Source organism: Actinoplanes sp. CA-142083, assembly GCF_050942195.1.
Taxonomy (GTDB): Bacteria; Actinomycetota; Actinomycetes; order Mycobacteriales; family Micromonosporaceae; genus Actinoplanes.
In genome coordinates, this window is sequence record NZ_CP192076.1 from 836,730 (window position 1) to 862,770 (window position 26,041).

24 protein-coding genes are annotated in these 26,041 nt (G+C 72.2%); 17 read left to right on the plus strand and 7 right to left on the minus strand.

Annotation, left to right across the window (positions count from 1 at the left end; genetic code table 11):
* Positions 1-39 precede the first annotated feature (39 nt).
* Positions 40-1,380: a phosphoglucosamine mutase gene (gene glmM, locus ACQPZX_RS04040; RefSeq protein ID WP_433374454.1), complete on the plus strand. Its 1,341-nt coding sequence runs from the start codon at positions 40-42 to the stop codon at positions 1,378-1,380.
* Here the strand turns inward: glmM and ACQPZX_RS04045 are convergent.
* Together ACQPZX_RS04045 and ACQPZX_RS04050 are read right to left on the minus strand one after the other, a co-directional pair.
* Positions 1,377-2,549, minus strand: a complete 1,173-nt coding sequence (locus ACQPZX_RS04045; protein WP_433374457.1) for a pyridoxal phosphate-dependent aminotransferase — start codon at positions 2,547-2,549, stop codon at positions 1,377-1,379. The genes glmM and ACQPZX_RS04045 overlap by 4 nt on opposite strands.
* A gap of 1 nt (position 2,550) precedes the next feature.
* Entirely contained in the window at positions 2,551-3,375 is an 825-nt protein-coding gene (locus ACQPZX_RS04050; protein ID WP_433374460.1) for an MmpS family transport accessory protein, read from the minus strand.
* A gap of 142 nt (positions 3,376-3,517) precedes the next feature.
* Here ACQPZX_RS04050 and glmS point away from each other — a divergent pair, with 142 nt between their 5' ends.
* Positions 3,518-5,404: a glutamine--fructose-6-phosphate transaminase (isomerizing) gene (gene glmS, locus ACQPZX_RS04055; protein ID WP_433374463.1), complete on the plus strand. Its 1,887-nt coding sequence runs from the start codon at positions 3,518-3,520 to the stop codon at positions 5,402-5,404.
* Between the two features lie 480 nt (positions 5,405-5,884).
* Here the strand turns inward: glmS and ACQPZX_RS04060 are convergent, their stop codons facing one another.
* Together ACQPZX_RS04060 and ACQPZX_RS04065 are read right to left on the minus strand one after the other, a co-directional pair.
* Positions 5,885-7,492 carry an alpha/beta hydrolase gene (locus tag ACQPZX_RS04060; RefSeq protein WP_433374466.1) on the minus strand — a complete coding sequence of 536 codons (1,608 nt, stop codon included), beginning with the start codon at positions 7,490-7,492 and terminating at the stop codon, positions 5,885-5,887.
* Positions 7,489-7,776 (minus strand): hypothetical protein, encoded by a 288-nt coding sequence (locus ACQPZX_RS04065; RefSeq protein ID WP_433374469.1) that lies wholly within the window; start codon positions 7,774-7,776, stop codon positions 7,489-7,491. Before ACQPZX_RS04065 ends, ACQPZX_RS04060 begins: the two co-directional genes overlap by 4 nt.
* Positions 7,777-7,955: 179 nt before the next feature.
* Between ACQPZX_RS04065 and ACQPZX_RS04070 the strand changes: the two genes are divergently transcribed.
* From ACQPZX_RS04070 to ACQPZX_RS04125, 12 genes are all read left to right on the plus strand, one after another.
* On the plus strand, positions 7,956-8,324 hold the full coding sequence (locus ACQPZX_RS04070; protein ID WP_433374472.1) for a holo-ACP synthase: 369 nt from the start codon (positions 7,956-7,958) through the stop codon (positions 8,322-8,324).
* Between the two features lie 87 nt (positions 8,325-8,411).
* Positions 8,412-9,863, plus strand: a complete 1,452-nt coding sequence (locus ACQPZX_RS04075) for an NAD(P)H-hydrate dehydratase (RefSeq protein ID WP_433374475.1) — start codon at positions 8,412-8,414, stop codon at positions 9,861-9,863.
* 138 nt (positions 9,864-10,001) lie between these two features.
* Positions 10,002-11,135, plus strand: coding sequence for an alanine racemase (gene alr, locus ACQPZX_RS04080; RefSeq protein ID WP_433374478.1), 1,134 nt, complete (start codon positions 10,002-10,004; stop codon positions 11,133-11,135).
* Positions 11,132-12,208, plus strand: coding sequence for an alpha/beta fold hydrolase (locus ACQPZX_RS04085; protein ID WP_433374481.1), 1,077 nt, complete (start codon positions 11,132-11,134; stop codon positions 12,206-12,208). The genes alr and ACQPZX_RS04085 overlap by 4 nt, the downstream gene beginning before the upstream one ends.
* Complete coding sequence (gene tsaE / locus ACQPZX_RS04090) at positions 12,208-12,663, plus strand: tRNA (adenosine(37)-N6)-threonylcarbamoyltransferase complex ATPase subunit type 1 TsaE (RefSeq protein WP_433374484.1); 456 nt, start codon at positions 12,208-12,210, stop codon at positions 12,661-12,663. The genes ACQPZX_RS04085 and tsaE overlap by 1 nt, the downstream gene beginning before the upstream one ends.
* Positions 12,664-13,338 (plus strand): uracil-DNA glycosylase, encoded by a 675-nt coding sequence (ung, locus tag ACQPZX_RS04095; protein WP_433374487.1) that lies wholly within the window; start codon positions 12,664-12,666, stop codon positions 13,336-13,338.
* A 9-nt stretch (positions 13,339-13,347) separates the two neighbouring features.
* A complete protein-coding gene (gene tsaB / locus ACQPZX_RS04100) occupies positions 13,348-14,004 on the plus strand; it encodes a tRNA (adenosine(37)-N6)-threonylcarbamoyltransferase complex dimerization subunit type 1 TsaB (RefSeq protein ID WP_433374490.1) in 657 nt (218 codons plus the stop codon).
* Positions 14,001-14,438 (plus strand): ribosomal protein S18-alanine N-acetyltransferase, encoded by a 438-nt coding sequence (gene rimI / locus ACQPZX_RS04105; RefSeq protein ID WP_433374492.1) that lies wholly within the window; start codon positions 14,001-14,003, stop codon positions 14,436-14,438. The genes tsaB and rimI overlap by 4 nt, the downstream gene beginning before the upstream one ends.
* Entirely contained in the window at positions 14,431-15,483 is a 1,053-nt protein-coding gene (gene tsaD, locus ACQPZX_RS04110; protein ID WP_433374495.1) for a tRNA (adenosine(37)-N6)-threonylcarbamoyltransferase complex transferase subunit TsaD, read from the plus strand. The genes rimI and tsaD overlap by 8 nt, the downstream gene beginning before the upstream one ends.
* Before the next feature lie 9 nt (positions 15,484-15,492).
* The gene (locus ACQPZX_RS04115) at positions 15,493-15,747 is read left to right on the plus strand and encodes a hypothetical protein (RefSeq protein WP_433374498.1); all 255 of its coding nucleotides are present in this window, start codon (positions 15,493-15,495) and stop codon (positions 15,745-15,747) included.
* A 48-nt stretch (positions 15,748-15,795) separates the two neighbouring features.
* The gene (locus ACQPZX_RS04120; protein ID WP_433374501.1) at positions 15,796-17,490 is read left to right on the plus strand and encodes an ABC transporter ATP-binding protein; all 1,695 of its coding nucleotides are present in this window, start codon (positions 15,796-15,798) and stop codon (positions 17,488-17,490) included.
* A complete protein-coding gene (locus ACQPZX_RS04125) occupies positions 17,487-19,289 on the plus strand; it encodes an ABC transporter ATP-binding protein (protein WP_433374504.1) in 1,803 nt (600 codons plus the stop codon). The genes ACQPZX_RS04120 and ACQPZX_RS04125 overlap by 4 nt, the downstream gene beginning before the upstream one ends.
* Positions 19,290-19,501: 212 nt before the next feature.
* Here ACQPZX_RS04125 and ACQPZX_RS04130 read toward each other — a convergent pair whose 3' ends face one another.
* The 3 genes from ACQPZX_RS04130 to groES form a co-directional block, all read right to left on the minus strand.
* Positions 19,502-20,284, minus strand: coding sequence for a helix-turn-helix transcriptional regulator (locus ACQPZX_RS04130; RefSeq protein WP_433374507.1), 783 nt, complete (start codon positions 20,282-20,284; stop codon positions 19,502-19,504).
* Between the two features lie 175 nt (positions 20,285-20,459).
* Positions 20,460-22,109, minus strand: a complete 1,650-nt coding sequence (groL, locus tag ACQPZX_RS04135; protein ID WP_433374510.1) for a chaperonin GroEL — start codon at positions 22,107-22,109, stop codon at positions 20,460-20,462.
* 71 nt (positions 22,110-22,180) lie between these two features.
* Positions 22,181-22,495, minus strand: a complete 315-nt coding sequence (gene groES / locus ACQPZX_RS04140) for a co-chaperone GroES (RefSeq protein ID WP_084297906.1) — start codon at positions 22,493-22,495, stop codon at positions 22,181-22,183.
* Positions 22,496-22,722: 227 nt separating this feature from the next.
* On the opposite strand from groES, the gene ACQPZX_RS04145 reads away from it, so the two are divergent.
* The 3 genes from ACQPZX_RS04145 (at position 22,723) to ACQPZX_RS04155 (ending at position 25,927) form a co-directional block, all read left to right on the plus strand.
* Entirely contained in the window at positions 22,723-23,898 is a 1,176-nt protein-coding gene (locus tag ACQPZX_RS04145) for a THUMP-like domain-containing protein (protein WP_433374513.1), read from the plus strand.
* A 75-nt stretch (positions 23,899-23,973) separates the two neighbouring features.
* Positions 23,974-24,459, plus strand: a complete 486-nt coding sequence (ybaK, locus tag ACQPZX_RS04150; protein WP_433374516.1) for a Cys-tRNA(Pro) deacylase — start codon at positions 23,974-23,976, stop codon at positions 24,457-24,459.
* A gap of 367 nt (positions 24,460-24,826) precedes the next feature.
* Entirely contained in the window at positions 24,827-25,927 is a 1,101-nt protein-coding gene (locus ACQPZX_RS04155) for a sugar ABC transporter substrate-binding protein (RefSeq protein WP_433374519.1), read from the plus strand.
* Positions 25,928-26,041: the final 114 nt, after the last annotated feature.

The following is a 26,041-nucleotide window of genomic DNA, read 5'->3' on the forward strand; positions in this document are numbered from 1 at the left end:
CGGGCCCGGCCGTCTTGCTTTCCACTGAAAGGACTGCCCATGGGGCGACTGTTCGGTACCGACGGCGTGCGCGGGCTCGCCAACGGCGACCTGACCCCGGAACTGGCCCTCTCCGTCGCGGTCGCGGCGGCCCGGGTCCTCGTCGAGAGCGACAGCAGCCACCAGCCGATGGCGATCGTCGGGCGTGACCCGCGGGCCAGCGGCGAGATGCTCGAGGCCGCCGTGGTCGCCGGGCTGACCAGCGCCGGCGCCAACGTCGTACGGGTCGGGGTGCTGCCCACGCCGGCCGTCGCGTACCTGGTCGCCCAGACCAACGCCGATCTCGGCGTGATGCTCTCCGCCTCGCACAACCCGATGCCCGACAACGGGATCAAGCTGTTCGCGCCCGGCGGCACCAAGCTGCCCGACGAGCTCGAGGCCCGGATCGAGCAGGCGATCGAGGACGGCCACGGGCTGATCGGCCGGCCCACCGGCGGCGCGATCGGGCGGGTGCACGACCTGCTGGACGGCGCCGAGCACTACGTGAAGCACCTGGTCGGCTCGACGCCGCACCCGCTCAACGGCATCAAGGTCGTGGTGGACTGCGCGAACGGCGCGGCCAGCGAGGTGGGGCCCACCGCGTACGAGGAGGCCGGCGCCGAGGTCATCGCGATCCACGCCGAGCCGGACGGCCTCAACATCAACGACGACTGCGGCTCGACGCACATGGACAAGGTGCGCGAGCGGGTCCTCGCCGAGGGCGCCGACCTGGGCATCGCGCACGACGGCGACGCCGACCGCTGCCTCGCCGTCACCGCATCGGGTGACATCGTCGACGGCGACCAGATCATGGCGATCCTGGCGCTGGCCATGCGCGACGCCGGCACGCTCACCGACGGCACGCTGGTCGCGACCGTGATGAGCAACCTGGGCCTGCGGATAGCGATGAAGCAGTCCGGCATCAAGCTGATCGAGGCCAAGGTCGGCGACCGCTACGTGCTGGAGGAGCTCAACGCGGGCGGGCTGGCCCTCGGCGGCGAGCAGAGCGGGCACATCGTGATGCCGGCCTACGCGACCACCGGCGACGGCGTGCTGACCGGCCTGCACCTGATGGCCCAGCTGGCAGCCTCCGGCAAATCGCTGGCCGACCTGGCCGCGGTGGTGCACAAGCTGCCGCAGGTGCTGATCAACGTGCGGGTGAGCGACCGGGAGGCCGGCGCCTCGGCACCGGCCGTCCTGGCCGCCGTGGCGGCGGCGGAGGCCGAGCTGGGCGAGACCGGGCGGGTGCTGCTGCGTCCTTCGGGCACCGAGCCTCTCGTACGCGTCATGGTCGAAGCGGCCACCGAGGAGCAGGCCAGCGCGGTCGCCACTCGGATCGCCGACGAGGTCAGGGCGTTCTAGCCTTTCAGCTTCGACAGGCGCTGGGCCGCCTCTTCGATGACCTCTTCGCGCTTGCAGAAGGCGAAGCGGATCAGGTGGCGGCCCTCCTCCTGGTGGTCGTAGAAGACCTGGGTGGGCACGGCCACCACCCCGCACCGCGCGGGTAGCTCGCGGCAGAAGTCGGCGCCGTCCTTGCTGGTTATCGGCGTGATGTCGGCGGTGACGAAGTAGGTGCCCTCGGACGGCAGCACGGTGAAGCCGGCCTCGGCGAGGCCGGTCACCAAGCGGTCGCGGCGGGCCTGCAGGCCGGCCCGGAACTCGGTGAAGTAGGCGTCGGGCAGGCCGAGGGCCACCGCGACGGCGGGCTGGAGCGGGCCGGCGTTGACGAAGGTCAGGAACTGCTTGACCCGCGCCACCGTCGACACCAGCGCCGCCGGCCCCGTCGCCCAGCCGACCTTCCAACCCGTACACGAGAAGGTCTTGCCGGCCGAGGAGATGCGCAGGGTGCGCTCCCGCATGCCGGGCAGGGTGGCCAGCGGCGCGTGCTGCTCCGGCGCGTCGTCGAAGACAAGGTGCTCGTAGACCTCGTCGGTGACCGCGTAGGCGTCGTGCTCCTGGCAGAGCTCGGCGATCAGGGTGAGCTCGGCGCGGGTGAAGACCTTGCCGGTCGGGTTGTGCGGCGAGTTGAGCAGCACCAGGCGGGTGCGCGGGCCGAAAGCGGCGCGCAACTCGCCCTCGTCGAACCGGTAGCGGCCGTCGGGGCCCGGGCGCAGGGTGACGGGCCGTCGTGTCGCTCCCGCCAGGGTGATGGAGGCCGCGTACGAGTCGTAGTACGGCTCGAAGCACACGACCTCGTCGCCGTACTCGCACAGGCCGAGGATCGCGGCCGCGACCGCCTCGGTGGCGCCCGCGGTGACGACGACCTCGCCGTCGGGGTCGCGGTCGAGGCCCCAGAAACGCCGCTCGTGATCGGTGATCGCACTGCGCAGGGCGGGGATGCCGTACAGCGGCGGGTACTGGTTGGCTTGCCCGCTCCTGGCTACCGCGTCGAGCATCTCCTGAGGGCCGTCGGTGTCCGGGAAGCCCTGGCCCAGGTTGATCGAGCCGGTGCTGAGGGCCAGCGCGGACATCTCGGTGAAGATCGTGGTGCCGAACGCGCGCATGCGCTCGACCAGGGGATCGTTCGTCATCTCAATCCAGGGCCAGGTGGGTGCAGGTGACCGTCGCGAAGTTCGCATCGTCGGACGTGTTGGACTTGACCTCGTCGCCGTCGACCGAGGCCTTGCAGCTGACCGTGCCGGTGCTGGCGCCGACCCGCAGGACGACCACGGAGAGCAGGGCGGGGGTCTCCATCTGGGTGGTGAACTTCCAGGGGAGCTTCACGTCGCTGAGCCGGACCGGGGTGTCGCCGACCTTCTCGAGGTAGACGATCGAGACCGGGCCGTCGCCGGTGACCTCGTAGGTCACGCTGATCTTGCGGCCGCTGCCGGCGGCGTCGGTCGGCAGCTCGGTGGGCAGGCCCGGGAAGGTGGGCGCCTCGGTGGGCACGTCGAAGGGCGCGGCCACCTCCTTGGCCTTGTTGGCTACGCCGCGCGCGACCAGGACGCCGGCGGTTACTACGCCGCCGCAGAGCAGTAGCGCTACGGCCAGGATGACCGCGACGAGTGGGGCGTTGCTCTTGCGCGGTGGATAGCCGGGCGGTGGGCCGTAGCCGGGAGGTTGGGGCGCGTAGGCCGGTGGGGGCGCGTACCCGCCCGGTTGGGGCGCGTAGCCGCCGCCGTAGTCGGGCGCGTAGCCGGGTGGGGCGTAGTTGACTGGGGGAAATTGGGACGTCGGCGGGTAGTCGGGCTCGGGGATGGGCGCTGACCCGGGCGTGTAGGTCGGCCTCGGTCGCTGGTAGGGCTCCGGGGAGAGCGTGTCGCCGGAGGGTGTCGACCAGGGCTGCCCGGAGATCGGCGCGTTCCCGCCGGGCGGCGTCGGCTCCTCCGGCTGCGGGGTGTCGTGCTGGTTGGTCAAGCGTCTCTCCCGGTGCGGTCCTGCGGCTGACGGTACGCGAAGAACGCCATCGGTGGGTCAACACCCTTTCGAGCAACTCGGGTGCTCGAAAGGGTACTTCTCGAGCATGCGAGATGAGCGATCGTCGGCTACAGTGCCCCGCATGTGTGGCATCGTGGGTTACGTCGGCGGTCGGCCGGCACTCAGCATCGTTCTCGACGGCCTTCGCCGGCTCGAATACCGCGGGTACGACTCCGCGGGGGTCGCGGTGGTCGACGGCGACACCGTCCTGACCGAGAAGAAGGCCGGCAAGCTGGCCAACCTGGAGAAGGCGCTCACCGAGCGGGCCGGCGACAGCATCGCCACCGGCAGCACGGCGATCGGGCACACCCGGTGGGCCACGCACGGCGGCCCGACCGACCGGAACGCCCACCCGCACCTCTCCGCCGACGGCCGGGTCGCGGTCATCCACAACGGCATCATCGAGAACTTCGCCCGCTTGCGCGCCGAGCTCGAGGCGACCGGCGTCGAGTTCGCCAGCGACACCGACACCGAGTGCGCCGCCCATTTGATGGCGGCCGAGATGCGCGCGCTTCGCTCTTCTTCGACGGCATTGACCGGGCCGGCGCTGCTCGCCGAGGCCATGCGCCGCACGGTGCGCCGGCTCGAGGGCGCCTTCACACTGCTGGCCGTCGACGTCGACGTGCCCGACGCCGTGGTCGCGGCCCGGCGCAACTCGCCGCTCGTGGTCGGCCGCGGCGAGGGAGAAAACTTCCTGGCCAGCGACGTGTCCGCGTTCATCGAGCACACCCGCGAGGCGATCGAGCTGGGCCAGGACCAGGTCGTGCTGATCACCCCGTCCGGCATCGAGATCACCGGCTTCGACGGCGAGCCGGCCGACGGTGTCGAGTTCCACATCGACTGGGACGCGGCCGCCGCCGAGAAGGGCGGCTACGACTACTTCATGCTCAAGGAGATCGCCGAGCAGCCGCGCGCGATCGCCGACACCCTGGTCGGCCGCCTCTCCGACCGCGGCGACATCCTGCTCGACGAGGTCCGCCTCACCGACCAGGACCTCCGCGACGTCGACAAGATCTTCATCGTCGCCTGCGGCACCTCGTACAACGCCGGCATGGTCGCCAAGTACGCGATCGAGCACTGGGTGCGCATCCCGTGCGAGGTGGAGCTGGCCAGCGAGTTCCGCTACCGCGACCCCATCCTGGACCGCTCGACGCTGGTGATCGTGATCAGCCAGTCCGGCGAGACGATGGACACGCTGATGGCGCTGCGGCACGCCAAGGAGCAGAAGGCCCGCGTCCTCGCGATCTGCAACACCAACGGCTCGACGATCCCGCGCGAGTCCGACGCGGTGCTCTACACCCACGGCGGCCCCGAGATCGCGGTGGCGTCCACCAAGGCGTTCCTCACCCAGCTGGTCGCGTGCTACCTGATCGGCCTGCACCTGGCCCAGATCCGCGGCGTGATGTACGCCGACGAGGTCGCGGCCGTGGTCGAGAAGCTCAGCAGCACCCCCGAGGCGCTGACGCGGCTGCTCGGCCAGATGGAGGACGTGCGCGCCCTGGCCCGCGACCTCAAGACGGCGTCCACGGTGCTGTTCATCGGCCGGCACGTCGGCTATCCGGTGGCGCTGGAGGGCGCGCTGAAGCTCAAGGAGCTCGCCTACATGCACGCCGAGGGCTTCGCCGCGGGCGAGCTCAAGCACGGCCCGATCGCCCTGATCGACGAGGGCACGCCGGTCGTCTGCGTAGTGCCCTCGCCGGCCGGCCGGGGCGTGATGCGCGACAAGGTCGTCTCCAACATCCAGGAGGTCCGCGCCCGCGGCGCCCGCACCATCGTCATCGCCGAGGAGGGCGACGAGGGCGTCAAGGCCTACGCCGACCACCTCATCGCCGTCCCGCACACGCCCACCCTGCTGGCCCCCCTGATGACCACCGTCCCGCTGCAGATCCTCGCCTGCGAGATCGCCGCAGCCCGAGGCCTCGACGTGGACCAGCCACGAAACCTCGCCAAGTCCGTCACCGTCGAGTGACCTGACCAAACCTCGGGCCGCCCGCCTCGGGCCGCCCGCCTCGGGCCGCCCGCCTCGGGCCGTCCGCCTCGGGCCGTCCACCGCGGGACCGCCCAGTGCGGGACCGCCCAGTGCGGGACCGCCCAGTGCGGCGGGTGCCTCGCGGGCTCCTCGGGTGGGCGCCTCGGGCCACGCTGGCTGTCGGCCGCCGCCGGTCCTGCTCTCCGCCGGCGGCGGGTGTCCCGCGTCCCGCGCGGCGCGGTGTCCCGCGCGGCGCGGCGATCCCCGCGGCCTGCGGCGATCCGCGCCGCAGGCGATCCGCACGCTCTGGACCTGCCTGTCCTGGAGCCGCGCGTCCTGCGGCCCGCGCGGGCGGGGCCTACGCGCCCCGCTCGGCCGGAGGCCCGCGGGTCCCTCCTGCCTTGGGCCTCGCGCGTCTCGCTTGCTGGGGCGTTTCGTGATGCCGACGCTCGGTCGCTCGGGGCGTTTCGCGGGTGGGCGTCATCGGGCCGTGCCGAGCGTGATGGCGGCGAGCGTGTCCAGGGACGGGCTGTCGCGGTCCCAGTAGCCGAGGTGGCCCGCCTCCGGGGCGCTCGCGAAGGTGCGGGCGCCGAAGGCCGGGTCGCTCGGGTTGTGGCCGAACCACAGGTCGCGCTCCGGGGTTCCGAAGGCGATCGCCGGGCCCAGGACGGGCACCAAGCGCGACGTCGCCAGATCGTGGGCCAGGGCGGCGGGGGCGGGCGCCGCGTACTGGATGATGTCGCTCCTCGACGTGGTCGACCAGACGTGGCCGGGCGGGGTGGCCAGGTCGCGGGCCGAGTCCACGCCGACGCCCGGGGAGCCGACGAAGACCACGTTGTCGGCGGGCATTCCGCTGCCGGCGGCGGCCTTGCCGACCACCAGCGAGCCGTAGCTGTGGCCGACGACGGTCTGCCGGGCGGGCGGGCCGTCGGAGGTGGCTCGCAGACCCTCCTGGAAGCGGCGCAGCGCGGGCGCCCCGGCTTCGGCCCGGCGGGCGCTCGCGGCCTCGTCGACGAAGTCGGGAGCGTCGTAGTCGAGCCAGAGAACGGCACTGGTCGACGCCGCCGGGGACAGCTCCGCCGACCGGCCGGCCACGCGTTCGGCCCGGGACAGCTCGCCGCCGAAGGACGCCAGCTCCGCCGTCATCCCGGGCACGTGGGTGACCACGTTGTCGGATCGGTCGGGATCGCCCAGCGCCACCACGACGCGGCCCTCTTCGCTCAGGTCGAGACGCAGCAGGTAGGCCCGGGGGCCCTCGTCATCGGCCAGCCGGTCGGCGAGAGCGTCGAGCCCATGCCGGAGGTCTTGCAACCTCCGGCGGTCGTGGCCGTGCGCTGCGATGAGCGCCCGCTCGACCTCGGCCCGGCGCTCGTCGAGGAGCAGACGGTTGGCCGTGTCGCGGTCGGCGACGGGAATGCCGTCGAGCGGCGCGAGCCAGGCCGGCTCGGTCGCCAGCAGCCATTGCCGCTCGGCCGGGTCGAGCCCGTCCCACCAGCGCCGCACCTCGGCCGGCGACGCCATGCAGGCCGGCCGTGCCGAGCTGGCGGGCACGGGCGAGCCGGCGGGCACGGCCGCGCGGCGGAAGGCGGCCTCGATCCGCTCCAGACGCTCGGCCGCCATCTCGTCGGCCGCCGCCGCGATCGTGATGGCCGCGTTCAGATCGTCGGCGACCTCGGCCACGGCTGCTTGCGCGGCGCGCGGGTCGCCCACCCAGGCCGCGGGGGTAATGAGGCTGCCGCGGATGGTGCCCTCGTCGTCGATGGTGAGGCCGAGACGGTGGGCGGCGGACAAGGCCCGAGCCAGCAGTTGCTTGGCGCGGGTTACGGCGGTCGCGAACTCGCTTGCGGCCTGGTCGGCCTGCCAACACAGGATCCGGAAGAGGGCCAGGCTGCGGCGCATTGCGCTCACCCGGGCCGCGGCCGCGGTTGCTGCCGTGCCGGTCCAGGCCGCGCTGAGGCGTACGAGATCGGTTGTGAGCTGGGCGGTCAGACGGCCGGCTTGGGCGGCCCAGCGCCGCCAGGCGTGCGCGAACGCGCGCCAGCGGGCCGGGTCGGCGACGCGTAACCGGGCGTAGACGGCGGCAGTCATCGGGACAGCCGCAGGCGGGTCGCGGCGCGGGCGTCGGCCTCCTCGTAGGCCGCGGCGGCGGCCGTTATGCGGCGGGCTGTCTGGGCCATGTGAGCGCCCAGGTGTTGTAGCTGCTGGCGGGCGGCTTCCGTGGCCAGGGACGCGGCATCGGTCGTCTGCCAACGCGGCGTGCGGGGGACTGGCGGCGGTGCTGTCGCCGCTGCCGATGTCTCGGCCGCGGTCGTGGTCAGGGCGGAGGCGGCGCGACGCAGGTCCTCGGTGTCGGCCTCGAGATCGGGATTCATCTTCAACCTCCATGCGGGGGCAACGGGATGCGCCGACCTTAGGGGCCGGGGACCGGCTCCGGAGGTGCCTGTGGACAACCACGTTGCCGCATATGCCGAGGTTGTCCACAGGTCTTGCGCCGCCGGCGGCCGTGCGTTAGCTCGCAGCACGACCCCAGGGCGACCGATAGGGTTGGGCCGTGATTGTGGCTGTCGGCATCGATGTAGTCCTGGTGGACCGCTTCGCCCGCGCCCTCGAACGGACCCCGCTGCTGGGGACCCGGCTGTTCACCGAGGGTGAGCGGCTGAGCGGCTCGGGCAATCCGCGCTCGGCCGAGTCGCTCGCCGCCCGGTTCGCGGCGAAAGAGGCGGTGGCGAAGGCGCTGGGGGCGCCGGCCGGCCTGCTCTGGCACGACTGCGAAATCGTCGCCGACCCGGACGGGCGGCCCTGGTTGACCGTGTCCGGTACGGTCGCCGCGGCTGCGGCGGAGCGTGGCATCGCGCGGTGGCACCTGTCGCTCTCGCACGACGGTGGCATCGCGTCGGCGATGGTCGTCGCCGAGTCCTGATCAAGGGCCCGGCCAGCGCGAACGCGAAACTGTCGTACCCGGGGCCTAAAACCGACGGCATCACGAACGGCTGGGAGGACTGGGCAGATGCGGCAGGCATGGCGGGTCGCCGACGTGCGGGCGGCCGAAAAGGCGCTGATGGCTACATTGCCGGAGGGCACGCTCATGCAGCGGGCCGCGGCCGGCCTGGCCCGGCGATGCGCGCTGCTCCTGGAGGACGACGGCGGTGTCTACGGCGCCCGGGTGCTGTTGCTGGTCGGCAGCGGCGACAACGGCGGCGACACGCTCTATGCGGGCGCCACGCTGGCCCGTCGCGGCGCCCAGGTGCGGGCGTTGCTGCTGCGGCCCGACCGGGTTCACCTGGCGGGTCTCGCGGCGCTGCGGGCAGCCGGCGGCTTCACGGTGCGTGAGATGCCCGACCGGGCCGATCTCGTGCTGGACGGCATCGTCGGCATCGGGGCGAGCGGCGGCCTGCGAGCGCCCGCGGCGGGTCATGTCGCCCGCCTGAGCGATCTGCGGGGGCGGTCCGGCGCGCGGCCGCCGGTCGTTGCGGTCGACGTGCCGAGCGGGGTGGCGGTCGACACCGGCGACGTGCCGGGCGACGCGGTCACGGCCGACGTCACGGTGACCTTCGGCTGTCTCAAGCCGGCCCACGTGGTGGGCCCGGCGGCGGTGCGCTGCGGGCAGGTGGAGCTGGTCGACATCGGGCTGGGCCCGGTGCTGCGGGCCGACTCGGCCGTGCGGGTGCCGGACGCCGATGACATCGCCGAGTGGTGGCCGGCTCCGGGCCCGACTTCCGACAAATACACGCGGGGCGTGGTCGGCATCGCGACCGGCTCGGCGAAATATCCGGGGGCCGCGCTGCTGTCGACGAGCGGCGCGCTGGCCGGGCCGACCGGCATGGTGCGCTACGCGGGGAGTGCCCACCACGAGGTGGTCCGGGCGCATCCGTCGGTGGTCGCGGTGAGCCGGGTGGGCGACGCCGGCCGGGTGCAGGCCTGGGTGTGCGGCTCCGGCCTGGGCACCGACAACGAGGCCCGCACGACGTTGCGCACGGTGCTGGCCACCTCGGTGCCGGTGGTGCTCGACGCGGACGCGCTGACGCTGCTGGTGGACGGCTCGCACGCGGAAGACCTGCGGCGCGACGCGCCGCTGGTGATCACGCCGCACGACGGGGAGTTCAAGCGGCTGGCGGGCGAGGCGCCGGGCGCCGATCGGGTGGGCGCCGCGTGCCGGCTGGCGACCTGGATCAACGCGGTGGTGCTGCTCAAGGGCGACCGGACGATCGTGGCGACCCCGGGCGGCGAGGTCTGGGCCAATCCGACCGGCAGTTCCGCGCTGGCCACCGCGGGCAGCGGCGACGTGCTCGCCGGGCTGCTCGGCTCGCTGCTGGCCGGGGGGCTCGCGCCCGAGCGGGCCGCGGTCGCAGCCGCCTACGTGCACGGCCTGGCCGGGCGATGGGCGGCCGACGACGGCCCGGTGACCTCACCCGATGTCGCGGCCGCGCTCCGCCCGACGCTGGCGGCGCTCCTGGAATGAGGCCGCCCGAGTGGGAGGGCCGCCCGAGTGGGAGGGCCGCCCGAGTGGGAGGGCCGCCCGAGAGGGAGGAGCGCTGCGGGGTGACTCCGCTGAGTTGCCGTAACGGAAACCGTCATACCGATCAGTAGGCTGGGAATCATGTGGCAGGCCGAGGTCCGGATCGATCTGGACGCCATCCGGGACAACGTGGCGCTGATGCGCGCCGGCACGACCGCCGAGGTGATGGCGGTCGTGAAGGGCGACGGCTACGGGCACGGCATGCTGCCGTCCGCCCGGGCGGCGCTGGCCGGCGGAGCGACCTGGCTCGGCGTGGCGACCCTCGGCGAAGGCCTGGCGCTGCGCCAGGCCGGAGTCGACGTGCCGGTGCTGGCCTGGCTGCACTCGCCGGGCATGCCGCTGCACGACGGCGTCGCGGCCGGCATCGACCTGTCCGCGAGCTCGCTGCAGCTGGTCGGTGAGCTTGTTGAGGCGGCACGCCGCGCGGAGCGGCAGGCACGCGTACACCTGAAGCTCGACACCGGCCTGTCGCGGGGCGGCGCGACGGCGGCCGAATGGCCGGCGGTGCTGGAGGCGGCCGCAAAAGCGCAAGCCGACGGCGACATCGACGTGGTCGGGGTGTGGAGTCACTTCGTCAGCGCCGACGCGCCGAGCGATGAGATCACCGATCGTCAGCTGGCCGCGTTCGCCGACGGGCTGGCCGTGGCCGAGCGGTTCGGGATAGCCCCGCGCTACCGGCACATCGCCAACTCGGCCGCCACGCTGACCCGCCCCGACGCCCACTACGACCTGGTCCGGCCCGGCATCGCCGTCTACGGCCTGTCGCCGGTGCCGGGGGAGACGTTCGGCCTGCGCCCGGCGATGACCGCGCGTGCCCGGGTCGCCCAGACCAAGCGGGTCCCGGCCGGTCAGGGTGTCTCCTACGGCCACATCTACTTCACCAAGCGCGAGACCACCCTGGCGCTGGTGCCGCTCGGCTACGCGGACGGCGTGCCGCGCGCCGCCTCGAACTCGGGGCCGGTGCAGCTGGGCGGCAAGCGCCGCACGGTGGCCGGCCGGGTCTGCATGGATCAGATCGTTCTCGACGTCGGCGACGACGAGGTGGCGGCCGGCGACGTCGCCACGCTCTTCGGGCCGGGCGACGACGGTGGTCCGACCGCCGACGACTGGGCCGAGGTGGTCGGCACCATCAACTACGAGATCGTCACCCGGTTCGGCAGTTCGCGGATCCCGCGGGTGTACGACGGCACCGCGGGGACGGTGACGTCCGCGTGAGCCCCAAGATTCCGCGGCGGCGGGCCAAACAGGTCGGCATCGCCGGCGCCGCGCTCGGCGTGGTGGCGGCCGGCCTGGCCACGGCGTTCGCGGTCGAGCGCACGCTGGTCCGCCGCTCGGTCAACGCCCCCGGCGACCCGCATGCCGACGAGGACTTCGCCGACCAGCCGTTCGATGCCGAGTTCACCGTCACCGCCGCCGACGGCACCGACCTGCATGTCGAGGTCGTCGAGCCGAAGGCGCCGACCGACAAGCCGACGATGGTCTTCGTGCACGGCTTCGCGCTCGACATGGGCACGTTCTACTTCCAGCGCAAGCTGTTCACCGAGCGCGGCGACCACCGCCTGGTCTTCTACGACCAGCCCGGCCACGGCAAGTCCAGCAAGCTCAAGTCCGGCAACTACGACATCGCCACGCTCGGCGAGTCGCTCGCCGCGGTCCTGAACGCGACCGTGCCGGACGGCCACATCATCCTGGTCGGCCACTCGATGGGCGGCATGACCATCATGTCATTCGCGGAGAAGTACCAGGAGTGGTTCGGCAACCGGGTCACCGGCGTGGTGCTGATCTCCACCTCGGCCCGGCTGATCGACCGCGCCAAGCTGGCCCTGCCGTCGCTGGTCGCGCGGGCCAGCGCGCCGTTCTTCCCGCTCTGGGGCACCGCCGCCCACCTGGGCGGCAACGTGATCGAGCGGGCCCGCTTCGCCTCCTCCGACCTGGCTTGGCTGCTCACCCGGCGGTACGGCTTCGGCGACGCCAAGCCGAGCCCGTCGTTGGTCTCGTTCGTGGAGGGGATGAACGCCAAGACCTCGGTCGAGACGCTGACCAAGTATCTGACCACCTTGTACAACCACAACCGCTATCCGGCGCTGGCGGCGTTGCGCGGGGTGCCGGTGCTGGTCGTCGTCGGCGATCGGGACTATCTGACGCCGGTCGCGCATTCGCAGGAGATCATCAAGCGGCTGCCCGACGCTCGGCTCGTGACGATCGAGAACAGCGGGCACGTGGTGATGCTGGAGAAGTCCGACGAGGTCAACGCCGCCATGCTGCCCTTCGTCGAGAAGATCTCGTGATGAAGCTCGCGACCGTCGACGACACCCGGGCCTTCGGACAGGGGCTCGCGACAATCTTGCGTCCCGGCGACTTGGTGCTGCTCACCGGTCCGCTGGGGGCCGGCAAGACCGCGCTCGTGCAGGGCATCGGCGCCGGGCTCGGGGTCGAGGGCGCGATCACCTCGCCGACCTTCGTGATCGCCCGCGCGCACCGGGGTCCCGTCCCGCTCGTGCACGCGGACGCGTACCGTCTCGGCGACCGGCCCGACCCGCGCGCCGAGATCGACGACCTCGACCTGGACGCCTCGGCCGAGGACGCGGTCACCGTCGTCGAGTGGGGCGCGGGACTGGTCGAGCAGCTCAACGACGAATACCTCCAGGTCCGGATCGACCGCCTGGACGACGACACCCGGGTGGTGGAGCTGGTGCCGCACGGCGGTGACTGGGCCACCCGCTTGACACGACTGGAGAGCTAGTTGAATCTCCCTGACCTGCTGCCGGCCGAGTGGCGGGACGAGCTGACCCCCTTCCTGGACGCCGAGGGCACCGCGAAGCTCGGCGAGTTCGTGGCCGCCGAGTACGCGGCGCACACCATCTATCCCCCGATCGAGGATTTGTTCGCGGCGTACCGGCTGTGCCCGCCGGTCGAGACCCGGGTGCTGATCCTCGGCCAGGACCCGTACCACGGTCCGGGGCAGGCGCACGGGCTCAGCTTCAGCGTCCGCGACGGGGTCCGGATCCCGCCGTCGCTGCGCAACGTCTTCAAGGAGCTCGCCGCGGACGTCGGCATCGCGCCGCCGAAGTCCGGCGATCTCACGGGCTGGGCCCGGCAGGGCGTGCTGCTGCTCAACGCGGTGCTGACCGTGCGGGGCGGGGCCGCCGCGTCGCACGGCGGCAAGGGCTGGGAGGCCTTCACCGACGCCACCATCCGGGCGCTCGACGCCCGCAGCGAGCGGGTCGTGTTCCTGCTCTGGGGCGGGTACGCCCGCAAGAAGGCCGCCCTGATCACCAACCCCGCGCACGCCGTGCTCGAGGCCGGCCACCCGAGCCCGCTCAACCGCGAGGGCTTCCTGGGCGTCCGCCCGTTCAGCGCGGCCAACAAGGCCCTGGCCGACGGCGGTCGCCCGCTGATCGACTGGGATCCGCGTTAGGGTCGGCACGTGCTCGTTCTAGCTCTGGACACCGCGACCCCCGCGTCGACGGCCGCGCTGGTGGAGGTCACCGCCGACGGCCTGCGCGGGGTCGCCGAGCGCCGTGCCGTCGACCCGCGTGCCCACGGGGAGCGACTGGCGCCCGAGATCGCGGCGGCGCTGGCGGACAACAACGTCCGGCCCCAAGACCTGACGGCGATCGTGGCGGGTCTCGGGCCGGGGCCGTTCACCGGTCTGCGGGTCGGGCTGGCCACCGCCGCGAGCATGGCGCAGGCGCTCGGCATCCCGACCTACGGCGTGTGCTCGCTCGACGGGCTCGGCCGCGCCGCCGGGCCGGGCCGGGTGCTGGTCGCCACCGACGCGCGCCGGCGCGAGGTTTACTACGCGACCTATGTGGACGGTGTGCGCGTCACCGGCCCCGAGGTGGCCAAGCCGGCCGATGTCAATGAGGAGTACGACCGCGTGTGCGGCGAGGGCGGCCTCAAATATGGGGACACTTTCGGCGTACCCGTGGAAGAGCATCTCCTCTATCCACCCGGCGCCGCCCTCGTGGCCCTCGCGGCCGAGCGGATTCGCGAGGCCGCGCCGAGCGAACCGCTTACGCCGCTCTACCTGCGGCGTCCCGACGCCGTCGAGCCGACCACCCGCAAGTCCGTGCTCACGTGACGGAGATCGAGCGCTTCCGGTGGTGGCACATCGCCGACGTGCTGCCGATCGAGGAGGACCTGTTCGGCGCCGAGAAGTGGTCGTCGGCGATGTTCTGGAACGAGCTGGCCCAGCGTAACTTCTACATCGTCGCGCTCGACGGCGACGAGCTGCTGGGTTACGCCGGCCTCGCGGCGACCGGTGACGAGGCCTGGGTGCAGAACATCGCGGTCCGCCGCACCGCGCAGCGTGGCGGTGTCGGCCGCGCCATGCTGGAGGCGCTGCTCGCCGAGGCCGCGCGGCGCGACATCAAGCAGACGCTGCTCGAGGTCGCGGTCGACAACGCGCCGGCCCAGCGGTTGTACGCCACTTACGATTTCGAGCCGGTCGGGATCCGGCGCGGCTACTACCAACCGAGCAATACGGACGCCCTGGTGATGATGCGCAATGCCTGACGAGCCCCTGGTCCTCGGGATCGAGACCTCCTGCGACGAGACCGGCGTGGGCATCGTGCGCGGCCACACCCTGCTCGCCGACGCGCTGGCGTCCAGTGTGGACCAGCACGCCCGGTTCGGCGGGGTGGTGCCGGAGGTGGCCAGCCGCGCCCACCTCGAGGCGATCGTGCCGACCATGCAGCGCGCGCTCGACGAGGCCGGGGTCACCCTGGCCGACATCGACGCGATCGCCGTGACCAGCGGTCCCGGTCTCGCGGGCGCGCTGCTGGTGGGGGTCGCCGCCGCCAAGGGGTACGCGCTGGCGGCCGAAAAGCCTCTCTACGGCGTCAACCACCTCGCGGCGCACGTGGCGGTGGACACCTTGGAGCACGGCCCGCTGCCCGAGCCCGCGGTGGCGATGCTGGTTTCCGGCGGCCATTCGTCGCTGCTGCTGGTCGACGACCTGACCAACGGCGTCACTCCGCTCGGCGCCACGATCGACGATGCGGCCGGTGAGGCGTTCGACAAGGTCGCGCGCCTGCTCGGGCTGGGTTTCCCGGGCGGGCCGGTGATCGACCGGCGGGCACGCGAGGGCGATCCGGCCGCGATCGCTTTCCCGCGTGGACTGACCGCCCCCAAAGACCTTGCGGCGCACCGCTTCGACTTCTCCTTCTCGGGCCTCAAGACCGCGGTCGCGCGCTGGGTCGAGGCCCGCGAGCGGGATGGCGAGCCGGTGCCGGTGGCCGACGTGTCGGCGAGCTTCCAGGAGGCGGTCTGCGATGTGCTCACCGCCAAGGCGATCGACGCCTGCCTGGCCAACGGCGTGGACACCCTGATCATCGGGGGTGGGGTCGCGGCCAATTCCCGGCTGCGCGTTCTGGCCGAGCAAAAAGCAGGCAAACACCAGATTCGCGTACGCGTTCCGCGCCCTCAACTGTGCACGGACAACGGCGCGATGGTCGCCGCCCTCGGCTCGCGGCTCGTGGCGGCCGGCGTCGCACCGTCGCGTCTCGATCTGCCCGCCGATTCCTCAATGGCATTGACCTCGGTCAGCGTGGCGGGGTAGGAAGCCAGCATGATCGCGCGGATGTGGGAGGTGCGGGCCCTGGCGAGCGGCTTCGACGAGCTGCTGACCTGGGTCTGCGACGTGGCGGTGCCCCGGATCGAGGTGCTGCCGCAGCATGTGTCGAGCGAGGTGTACTCGTCGACCGACCACCGCATCGTGGTCATCTCGAAGTGGCGCAACACGCCGGAGAGCCTGCCCGCCCCGCCGGCCAAGCTGGTCGCCCGCGCGCCGCACGTGTGGGATTTCAGTCCGGTAGACCGGTAGGAAACGGGTCGCAAAACGTCAGACCCCGCCCGTAACGTCGGGGACCTGATGCGAACGCTGCCCGACGCCGACCCCGGCGTACCCGACGGCCGGTCCGCCACCCGTTACCTGGGCTGGCTGGTCCGGCGCTACAAGCTGACCGTCGTCCCCGCAATCCTGCTGGCCGTCGTCTGGATGCTGTGTCAGGCCGTCGTGCCCGCGCTCATCGGACGTGCCATCGACGCCGCGACCCGGCGCGACGACCACGGCCTGCTGATCTGGTGCCTCGTCCTGCTCGCCGTCGGCGCCGGCCAGGCGATCACCGGCGTGTCCCGCCACCGGTTCGCGGTGGTCAACTACTTGAGCGCCATGTTCGTCACGGTCCAGATCACCGTGCGGCAGGCCGCCCGGCTCGGCTCGGCGCTGTCCCGGCGGCTCGACACCGGCGAGGTGGTGGCCATCGGCACCGCCGACATCCGGGCGATCGGCGCCGCCATCGACATCACCGCCCGCGGCACCGGCTCGCTCGTCGCGGTCGTCACCGTGACCGTCATCCTGCTGTTCACCTCGGTGCCGCTCGGCCTGGTCGTGGTGCTCGGCGTGCCGATCCTGATGGCCGTCGTGGGCCTGTTGATCAAGCCGCTGCACCACCGGCAGCAGGTCACCCGCGAGCAGCAGGGCCTGCTCACCGGCCGGGCCGCCGACCTGGTGGGCGGCCTGCGCGTGCTGCGCGGCGTGGGCGGCGAGGCGGTGATGGCCGAGCGCTACCGCACCGAGTCGCAGTCGCTGCGCGTGGCCGGCGTCCGCACCGCCCGGGTCGAGTCGCTGCTCGAGGCCGCCCAGGTGCTGCTGCCCGGCATCTTCCTGGTGCTGGTCACCTGGCTGGGCGCCCATTTCGCGCTGAACGGCAAGATCACCGTCGGGCAGCTGGTCTCCTTCTATGCGTACGCGGCGTTTCTCGTCGCGCCGCTGCGGCAGCTCACCGAGACGCTCGACAAGCTCACTCGTGGCCACGTGGCGAGCCGCCGGGTCGTCACCATGCTCGGGGCCGTCACCGACCTGCCCGACCCGCCCGCGCCGCTGCCGGCCGGGCACCTCGCCGGCGACCTCGCCGACCCACGGTCCGGTGTGGTCATCCATCCCGGCGAGATCACCGCGATCGTGGCGACCGCGCCCGCCGAGGCCGCGGAGATCGCCGATCGCCTCGGTCGCTACGCCGAGGGCGGCACGGTCGGCGGCCGGCCGCTCGACGGGTTCGCGATGGCCACGGTCCGTGAGGGGATCCTGGTGGCCGACAACGACGCCCGCCTGTTCACCGGCCGGCTGCACGACGACCTCGACCCGCACGACCGCGGCTCGCTGCCGGCCGCGCTGCACACGGCGGCCGCGACCGACATCGTCGAGGCGCTGCCCGACGGGCTCGACAGCGAGGTCGCCGAGCGCGGCCGGTCGTTCTCCGGCGGGCAGCAGCAGCGGTTGCGCCTGGCCCGGGCGCTGGTCGCCGACCCCGACACGCTGATCCTGGTCGAGCCGACCAGCGCGGTCGACGCGCACACCGAGGCGCGCATCGCCGAGCGGCTGATCACCGCCCGGGCCGGCCGCACGACGGTGATCTGCACGTCCAGCCCGCTGGTCCTCGACCGGGTCGACCGGGTGTGTTTCGTCGAGGAGGGCCGGCTGGTCGCGACCGGCTCCCACCACGGGCTGCTCGACCACGAGCCGCGCTACGCCCGCACCGTGCTCCGAGAGCAGGAGCCGGGATGACCGGGTTGTTGCCGATCGCCGACAACGCCCAGGTGCGGCGGTACGTGCGCGAGCTGTTCCGGCGCTATCCGCGGGTGCTCTGGGGCGCGGTCACGCTGCATGTCCTCGCCGCGATCGCCGGCCTGGTCGGGCCGCGCCTGCTCGGCGACCTCGTCGAGGGCATCCAGCACGGCCGGGGCGCGGGTCTCGTCGACCGGCTCGCCGCGCTGATCGCCGGGTTCGTGGTGCTCCAGGCGGTCTTGACGAGGTTCGCCTATCTGGCGAGTGCCCAGCTCGGCGAGCGGGTGCTCGCCGGCCTGCGGGAGGAGTTCGTCGAGCGGGTGCTCGCCCTGCCGTTGTCCACCGTGGAGCGAGCCGGCAGCGGTGACCTGCTGACTCGTACGACGCGGGACGTGGACGCGCTGTCGCGGTGCGTGCGGCTCGCCGTGCCCGAGACGATGATCGCGGTCATCACGATCGTGCTGGTGGTGGGCGCGCTCGTCGTGGTCACCCCGTTGCTGGCGCTACCCCTGCTGATCGCGGTGCCGATCCTGTGGGTCGGCACCCGGTGGTACCTGCGTCGTTCCCCGGCGGCATACCTGAAGCAGAACGCCGAGTACTCGGGCGTGACCGACGGCCTCGCCGAGACCGTCGACGGCGCCCGCACGGTCGACGCGCTGCGCCGCCATCGCCGCCGGGTCGAGCGCACCGACGCCGACCTGCAGCGCACCTGGCTGGCCGAGAAATACACGCTGTTCCTGCGCACGGTCTGGTTCCCGGTGGTCGAGGTCGGCTACGTGCTGCCGGTGGTGTCGACGCTGCTGGTCGGCGGTCTGCTCTATCTGAGCGGCTCGGTCACCCTCGGCCAGCTCACCGCCGCGGTGGTCTATGTGCAGCTGCTGATCGATCCGCTCGACCGGCTGCTCGGCTGGCTCGACGAGCTCCAGGTCGGCACGGCGTCGCTGGCCCGCCTGCTCGGCGTCGCCGAGGACGAGCCGCCGGCGGCGGCCGAGGCGATGGGGGAACCGCAAGGGACTCGCATCGAGGTCCGCGACGTGCATTTCTCGTACGTGCCGGGGCGCGAGGTCCTGCACGGGATCGACCTGACCCTCGAGCCGGGAGAGCGGCTCGCGATCGTCGGGCCGTCCGGGGCGGGCAAGTCGACGCTCGGCCGGCTGCTGGCCGGTGTGCACCAGCCCACCACCGGGACGATCACGGTGGGCGGGACGCCGATCGGCGACCTGCCGCTCGACAAGCTGCGCACCGAGGTGGCGCTGGTCAGCCAGGAGCATCACGTCTTCATCGGCTCGGTGTGGGACAACGTGGCGATGGTGCGCCCGGAGGCCGGCGAGGCGGAGGTGCGGTCGGCGCTGGCGGCGGTGCACGCACTCGACTGGGCGTTGGCGCTGCCCGCGGGGATGGCCACCACGGTCGGCGCCGGCGGTCATTCGCTGTCGGCGGCGCAGGCGCAGCAGATCGCGCTGGCCCGGCTCGTCCTGGCCGACCCGCACACGCTGGTGCTCGACGAGGCGACGTCCCTGCTCGACCCGCGGGCGGCGCGCGACCTGGAACGGTCGCTCGGGGCGGTGCTGCACGGCCGCACGGTGGTGGCGATCGCGCACCGGCTCTTCTCGGCCCACGACGCCGACCGCGTCGCCGTCGTCGAGGACGGCCGGATCACCGAGCTCGGCTCCCACGACGAGCTGGTCGCGGCCAACGGTCCGTATGCGTCGCTGTGGCGCTCCTGGCACGGCGAGCGCACCCCGGAGGACACCGACGAGCCCTTGGCGGACACGGATGCCGCCGGCGCCACCCGCTGAGTCGCATGGCCGCCGGCTGAGTCGCGTGGCCGCCGGCCGGCGCGCGAAGGAGGGCGGGGGCGCGCGAAGGAGGGCGGGGGCGCGCGAAGGAGGGCGGGGGCGCGCGAAGGAGGGCGGGGGCGCGCGAAGGAGGGCAGGGGCGCGCGAAGAAGGGCGGGCGAAGAAAGGCGGGCGCGCGGCGGACGTCTGGGCTGCGGGGGAGCGGCTTGGGGTCAGGTTCCGTCGGCGGGGCGGAGCTGGCGGCGTGAGGTGATGGCCAGCTTGGTGAAGATCTTGCGCATATGCCACTCGACGGTGTGCGGGCTGAGGAAGAGCCGTGCGCCGATCCCGGCGTTCGTGAGTCCGCTGCCGGCCAGGCCCGCGATGTTCGCCTCCTGCGGGGTCAGGCTGTCGTGCGCCCTGGTGGCGCGGTCGGCCGTGACCTCGCCGGTGGCGGCCAGCTGCGGCCGCGACCCCACCGCGACCCTGCGCCCGGCCGGCCGAGCCGACCAGCCCGGCGGCCTCGGCCGGCGCGCCCCCGGTGGCCGGCAGGCCAGGGGATTGCCGCGCGTCTCGGACACGATCCGGTCACGGACCCGCTCGTCGAGCCGTCCCGGCACGGTGGCGTCCAGCAGCGCGCGGGCGTCCTCGTCGGCGAGGCCGGCGACCGGCAGCTCCGCCGGTCCGCGCCAGGCCGGCGTGGACTCCGGATCGCGGACCGCGAAGAAGACGCCGACCCGCTCGGCGACCAGCCGGCGGGAGGCGAACGTCAGGGTCTGCACCGAAGCCTGGTCCAGCCACTGTCCATCGTCGATCACACACAGGACCGGCTGTTCCTCGGCCGCCTCGGCGAGCAGGTTCAGCACCGCCATGCCGACCAGGAACCGGTCGGGGGGACTGCCGGCCCGATCGCCGAACGCCACCGCCAGCGCCTCGCTCTGCAGGGGTGGCCGGCGGTCGCGCAGATCCAGCAGCGGCGCACACAGCTGGTGCAGGCCCGCGTACGCCAGCTCCATCTCGGATTCGACGCCCGCCGCCCGGGCCACCCGGAAGCCGGCGGCGCGGTGCGCTCGGCATGTCTGTCGCGCAGCTCCGCAGTCATGATCCCCCCGGATCAGAGGGTAGATCCGTGGGCGGAGACGCGGAAGGGCGCGCCACCTGGCGCGCCCTTCCGGTAAACGATGAACCCGATCAGAAGCCCGGGCCGTGCTGGTGGCCGTGGCCACCGTGGCTGTGCCCGTGGCCGCCGCCGGCGGCCGGCTCCGGCTCGGCCGGCTTGTCGACCACGAGGCTTTCCGTGGTCAGCAGCAGGCCCGCGATCGACACGGCGTTGGAGACCGCGTTGCGGGTCACCTTCACCGGGTCGATGATGCCGGACGCGGCGAGGTCGACGTACTCGTCGGTGGCCGCGTTGAGGCCGTGGCCCCAGCCCAGCTCGTCGACCTTGCCCACCACGACGTAGCCGTCGTGGCCGGCGTTCTGCGCGATCCAGCGCAGCGGCTCCACCAGTGCCTTGCGCACGATGCTGACGCCGATCGCCTCCTCGCCGGTGAGGCCGAGGCCGCCGTCGAGCTCCTTGGCGACCTGCGCGAGGGCGGCGCCGCCGCCGGGGACGGTGCCCTCCTCGACGGCCGCCCGGGTCGCCGCGATGGCGTCCTCGATGCGGTGCTTGCGCTCCTTCATCTCGACCTCGGTGACCGCGCCGACCTTGATCACCGCGATTCCGCCGGAGAGCTTGGCCAGACGCTCGGCCAGCTTCTCCTTGTCCCAGTCGGAGTCGGACGCCTCGATCTCCTTGCGGATCTGCGCGACCCGGTCGGTGACCTCGGACGTCTTGCCGCCACCGTCGACGATGGTGGTGTTCTCCTTGTCGACCACGATGCGCCGGGCGCTGCCCAGCATGTCGAGGGTGACCTGGTCGAGCTTGTAGCCGAGCTCCGGCGCGATCAGCTCGCCGCCGGTGGCGATCGCCATGTCCTGCAGCATCGCCTTGCGGCGGTCGCCGAAGCCGGGCGCCTTCACCGCGGCGACCTTGACGGTCTTGCGGATCGAGTTGACCACCAGGGTGGACAGGGCCTGGCCCTCGACGTCCTCCGCGATGATCAGCAGCGGCTTGCTGGTCTGCAGCACCTGCTCGAGCAGCGGGAGGAGCTCCTCGATGCTGGCGATCTTCTGCGTGGTGATCAGGATGTACGCGTCCTCGAGGACGGCCTCCTGCGACTCGGCGTCGGTCACGAAGTTCGGCGAGATGAAGCCCTTGTCGAACTGCAGACCCTCGGTGACCTCGAGCTCGGTCAGCATCGCCGAGCCCTCCTCGACGGTGATGACGCCGTCGCGGCCGACCCGGTCCATCGCCTCGGCGATCAGCTCGCCGATGGTGGCGTCCTGGGCCGAGATGGTGGCGACGTTGGCGATCGCCTTGTGGTCGTCGACGTCGACCGCCTTGGCCAGCAGCGCCTTGGAGACGGCCTCGGCCGCCTTGTCCATGCCGCGCTTGAGGCCGAGCGGGTTGGCGCCGGCGGTCACGTTGCGCAGGCCCTCGCGGACCAGCGCCTGGGCGAGAACGGTCGCCGTCGTGGTCCCGTCGCCGGCGACGTCGTTGGTCTTGGTCGCCACCTCCTTGACCAGCTGGGCGCCGAGGTTCTGGTACGGGTCGGAGAGCTCGATCTCCTTGGCGATGGTGACACCGTCGTTGGTGATCGTGGGCGCGCCGAACTTCTTGTCCAGGACGACGTTGCGCCCGCGCGGGCCGAGCGTGACCTTGACCGTGTCGGCGAGCGTGTTGACGCCGTGCTCCAGCAGGTGCCGCGCGTCGTCAGAGAAGCTGAGAATCTTCGCCATGTATAGGTCCCTTCACGCGCCACCGCCCTGACCCGAGGTGCCGGGCCAGGGCGGTGAGCACTGTCAGTAGGTCACTTCTCGATGACCGCGAGGACGTCGCGGGCGGAGAGCACCAGGTACTCCTCGCCGGCGTACTTGACCTCGGTGCCGCCGTACTTCGAGTAGAGGACCGTGTCGCCCACCTGGACGTCGATCGGGACGCGGTTGCCCTTGTCGTCGATGCGGCCCGGGCCGACGGCGAGGACGGTGCCCTCCTGCGGCTTCTCCTTGGCGGTGTCGGGGATCACGATGCCCGACGCCGTGGTGGTCTCAGCCTCGTTCGCCTGGACCACGATGCGGTCCTCGAGCGGCTTGATCGCAACCTTGGTCGCGGTAGTCACGGGCATACCCTCCTGGGTACAGGTTTGCCGGCCATGAACCAGGCCGGTCTCATGCCTCATGCCACCGGGCGGGGCCGTCGTCGCGGGTGCCGGTCCGCCTGGTGCCTAACCGTCCGCCCGTGCGGGCTTCCGGTTGGCACCCTCATGTTGAGAGTGCTAATCGCGAGGTTATGCCGGAACTAGCACTCCGTCAACCAGAGTGCCAGTGTCGTCACGCCGGGGAGAATGCCTTCGTGACTCCCGACCTCCTCGCCCGCCTCCGTACCCCCGAAGGGGTGAACGCCCTGGCCAACGCCGCCGCTGTGGATCATGGAGATCCGCTCGCGGCCGCCTCGGCCCTGAGGTCGACGGGCGTCGATCCGGAGCTCGCCGCCGCGGCGCTCACTCAGGTGGAGCTACGTCGTAAGGCGGCCGCGAAGTTCGGCGAGCGGGCCGCGCGGATGTTCTTCACCCGCCCCGGGCTGGAGCAGGCGACGCGAGCGGCGGTGGCGGATCGCCGGGCGGCGCGCCTCGCGGCGGCCGGGGTCGGAACCATGGCCGATCTGGGGTGCGGGCTGGGCTCCGACGCGCTGGCGGCGGCGAGTGCCGGGATTTTCGTGTACGCCGTGGAGGCCGACCCGCTGACCGCCCAGATCGCCGCGGCGAACGTGAGCGCGCTCGGCCTCGACGATCGGGTCAAGGTCGACTGCGCGGATGCCACCACCGTCCGGGTCGAGGACTACGACGCGGTCTTCGCCGATCCGGCCCGCCGCCGTGCGGGTCGCGGCCGGGTGTTCGATCCCAACTCGTACTCGCCGCCGTGGGGGTTTGTTGCCGGCCTCACCGAACGGGTGCCGAGGACGGTGCTCAAGCTGGCGCCCGGCATCGACCACGCCCTGCTGCCGCCGGGCGCCGAGGGCGAGTGGGTGAGCGTCGACGGCGACCTGGTCGAGGCCGCGTTCTGGTGCGGCCCGCTCGCCGAGGTCCCGCGTCGCGCCACGCTGTTGCGCTCCCAGGCGGCCGAGCTCACCGGCAGCGGCACGGCGAAGGCCCCGGTCGGCCCGGTCGGCGCCTACGTCTACGACCCGGACCCGGCCGTCGTCCGCTCGCACCTGGTCGCCGAGTTCGCGGCGAGCGTCGGCGGCCGCCTCGCCGACCCCGACATCGCCTACGTGTACGCCGACGAGCCCGCCGGCACTCCCTTCGGCCGCCGCCTGGAGATAACCGATGTGCTGCATTTCTCTCTGAAACGGCTGCGAGCGCTGCTGCGCGAGCGCGGCGTCGGCCGCCTCGAGATCCGTAAGCGCGGCTCCGCCCTCGAGCCCGATCAACTTCGCCGCGACCTGCGCCTGTCCGGCCCCGAGGCCGCCTCGCTGGTGCTGACCCGGGTGGCCGGCGCGCCTACGGCCCTGCTGTGCCGCCCGCTCTGAAGGGGCAGATTCACCTGGGCAAAAGGGCAAAAATCACACGGGTAGCCCAAAGATTCGACGAGTACGGTTTTTGCCATGGCAAAGAAGCCCGCGGCCGGCACCCCCGCGACCGCCGTGCTGACCGACCAGCAGGTCGAGCACACCCTGCATCCGTACGACGTGTCCCCCGACGCGCCGAACTACGGCGCGCTCGTGGCGCGGGCGCTGGGGATCGGGCCCGACCGGGTCTTCAAGACCCTCATCGCCGAGGTCGACGGCAGGCTGGTCGTCGGGGTCGTGCCGGTCACCGGTGACCTTGATCTCAAGGCCCTGGCCGGGGCGGCCGGCGGCAAGCGGGCGGTCCTCGCCGAGCGGGCCGCGGCCGAGCGCAGCAGCGGTTACGTCCGGGGTGGCATCAGCCCGCTCGGTCAGCGGAAGAAGCTGCCGACGGTGGTGGACTCGTCGGCGCTCGCCCTTGACCGGATGTTCATCTCGGCGGGTCGCCGCGGCCTTCAGGTGGGGCTCGCGCCGGGTGATCTGATTCGGTTGACCGATGCCGTTACCGCCATGATCAGGACATAAAACCCGATCGGTGGCAAGCCGTTACGACAACGTTACGGACCGAGGGGATCTTTATCCCGAGATCGGACAAGATCGGGCACGGGAGTGACTTAGCGTCACCCTGTGAGCGACCTTAGGCGATCGTCCGGGGCCGGTCCCTGGCTGTCGCCAGGGCCCTCATCTCCGGATAACCGCCGTGTTGCCGGATTGTTATGCCGGGTTACGAGATCGCCGGGGCGCACCGCTTGTGCGACGGGCCGCAACGGGAATACGTTGCCGGGCACAACAAACTAGCTCCTGATCACTCGGCGTCTCGGGGAGCGACACTCCCGCAGCGCACACCATCGAATCCGATCGAAGGCCCGGATTACCCGAAAGGACACAAGGAATGCGTAAGGGACTGTTCGCCCTTGCCACGGTCGGCCTGCTGGCCACCGGCAGCATCGCTGCCTGTGGCGACGACAGCGGCAGCGACTCCGGCAGCAGCAGCGGCTCGAGCACCGGCAAGGTTGGCGTTATCCTCCCCGACACCAAGAGCTCGGCCCGGTGGGCCACCGCGGATTTGAAGTACCTGACGGACGCCTTCAAGGCGGCCGGCGTAACGGCCGACATCCAGAACGCGCAGGGTGACAAGACGCAGTTCCAGACCATCGCCGACGGCATGATCTCGAGCGGCGTCAAGGTCCTGATCATCGTCAACCTGGACTCCGGCACCGGCAAGGCCGTGCTGGACAAGGCCAAGGCCGCCGGTATCGCCACGATCGACTACGACCGTCTCACGCTGAACGGTGGCGCGGACTACTACGTGTCGTTCGACAACGTGAAGGTCGGCGAGCTGCAGGGCCAGGGTCTGGTCGACTGCCTCAAGGCCAAGAACCTCACCAAGCCGGTCGTCGCCGAGCTCAACGGCTCCCCGACCGACAACAACGCCACCCTGTTCGCCCAGGGCTACGACTCGGTGCTGAACCCGCTGTACACCGACGGCACCCTGACCAAGGGCCCGAACCAGTCCGTTCCGGACTGGGACAACGCCCAGGGCGGCACCATCTTCGAGCAGATGCTGACCCAGAACAAGGACATCAAGGGCGTTCTCGCGGCGAACGACGGCCTCGGCAACGCGGCCATCGCGGTCCTGAAGAAGAACAAGCTCAACGGCCAGGTCCCGGTCACCGGCCAGGACGCCACCGTTCAGGGTCTGCAGAACATCCTCGTCGGCGACCAGTGCATGACGGTCTACAAGGCGATCAAGAAGGAGGCCGACGCGGCCTCCGAGCTCGCCATCGCGATCGCCAAGGGCCAGAAGCCGACCACGGCCACCGGCAAGGTCACCGACCCGGAGTCGAAGAAGGACGTTCCCTCGGTGCTGCTGACCCCCCAGTCGATCACCAAGGACAACGTGAAGGACGTCGTCGCCGACGGCTTCGTCACGAAGGCGGAGCTCTGCACCGCCGACTTCGCCAAGGCTTGCACGGACGCGGGCATCAGCTGACCCGAGTTGTGACGGGCTAGTCCCGGACGGCTGACGACGGCGCCGCTCACCCCCGGCCATGGGGCGTGGGCGGCGCCGGAGTTGGGTCATCACCCCCCCACCCTTCTCGCCTGT

Bases quoted from the DNA above. Each gene is read 5' to 3' on its own strand.
- glmM (WP_433374454.1), top strand. From the start codon at position 40: ATGGGGCGACTGTTCGGTACCGACGGCGTGCGCGGGCTCGCCAACGGC.
- ACQPZX_RS04045 (WP_433374457.1), bottom strand. From the start codon at position 2,549: ATGACGAACGATCCCCTGGTCGAGCGCATGCGCGCGTTCGGCACCACG.
- glmS (WP_433374463.1), top strand. From the start codon at position 3,518: ATGTGTGGCATCGTGGGTTACGTCGGCGGTCGGCCGGCACTCAGCATC.
- ACQPZX_RS04060 (WP_433374466.1), bottom strand. From the start codon at position 7,492: ATGACTGCCGCCGTCTACGCCCGGTTACGCGTCGCCGACCCGGCCCGC.
- ACQPZX_RS04065 (WP_433374469.1), bottom strand. From the start codon at position 7,776: ATGAATCCCGATCTCGAGGCCGACACCGAGGACCTGCGTCGCGCCGCC.
- ACQPZX_RS04075 (WP_433374475.1), top strand. From the start codon at position 8,412: ATGCGGCAGGCATGGCGGGTCGCCGACGTGCGGGCGGCCGAAAAGGCG.
- alr (WP_433374478.1), top strand. From the start codon at position 10,002: ATGTGGCAGGCCGAGGTCCGGATCGATCTGGACGCCATCCGGGACAAC.
- tsaE (WP_433374484.1), top strand. From the start codon at position 12,208: ATGAAGCTCGCGACCGTCGACGACACCCGGGCCTTCGGACAGGGGCTC.
- tsaD (WP_433374495.1), top strand. From the start codon at position 14,431: ATGCCTGACGAGCCCCTGGTCCTCGGGATCGAGACCTCCTGCGACGAG.
- ACQPZX_RS04115 (WP_433374498.1), top strand. From the start codon at position 15,493: ATGATCGCGCGGATGTGGGAGGTGCGGGCCCTGGCGAGCGGCTTCGAC.
- ACQPZX_RS04120 (WP_433374501.1), top strand. From the start codon at position 15,796: ATGCGAACGCTGCCCGACGCCGACCCCGGCGTACCCGACGGCCGGTCC.
- ACQPZX_RS04125 (WP_433374504.1), top strand. From the start codon at position 17,487: ATGACCGGGTTGTTGCCGATCGCCGACAACGCCCAGGTGCGGCGGTAC.
- ACQPZX_RS04130 (WP_433374507.1), bottom strand. From the start codon at position 20,284: ATGGAGCTGGCGTACGCGGGCCTGCACCAGCTGTGTGCGCCGCTGCTG.
- groL (WP_433374510.1), bottom strand. From the start codon at position 22,109: ATGGCGAAGATTCTCAGCTTCTCTGACGACGCGCGGCACCTGCTGGAG.
- groES (WP_084297906.1), bottom strand. From the start codon at position 22,495: ATGCCCGTGACTACCGCGACCAAGGTTGCGATCAAGCCGCTCGAGGAC.
- ybaK (WP_433374516.1), top strand. From the start codon at position 23,974: ATGGCAAAGAAGCCCGCGGCCGGCACCCCCGCGACCGCCGTGCTGACC.
- ACQPZX_RS04155 (WP_433374519.1), top strand. From the start codon at position 24,827: ATGCGTAAGGGACTGTTCGCCCTTGCCACGGTCGGCCTGCTGGCCACC.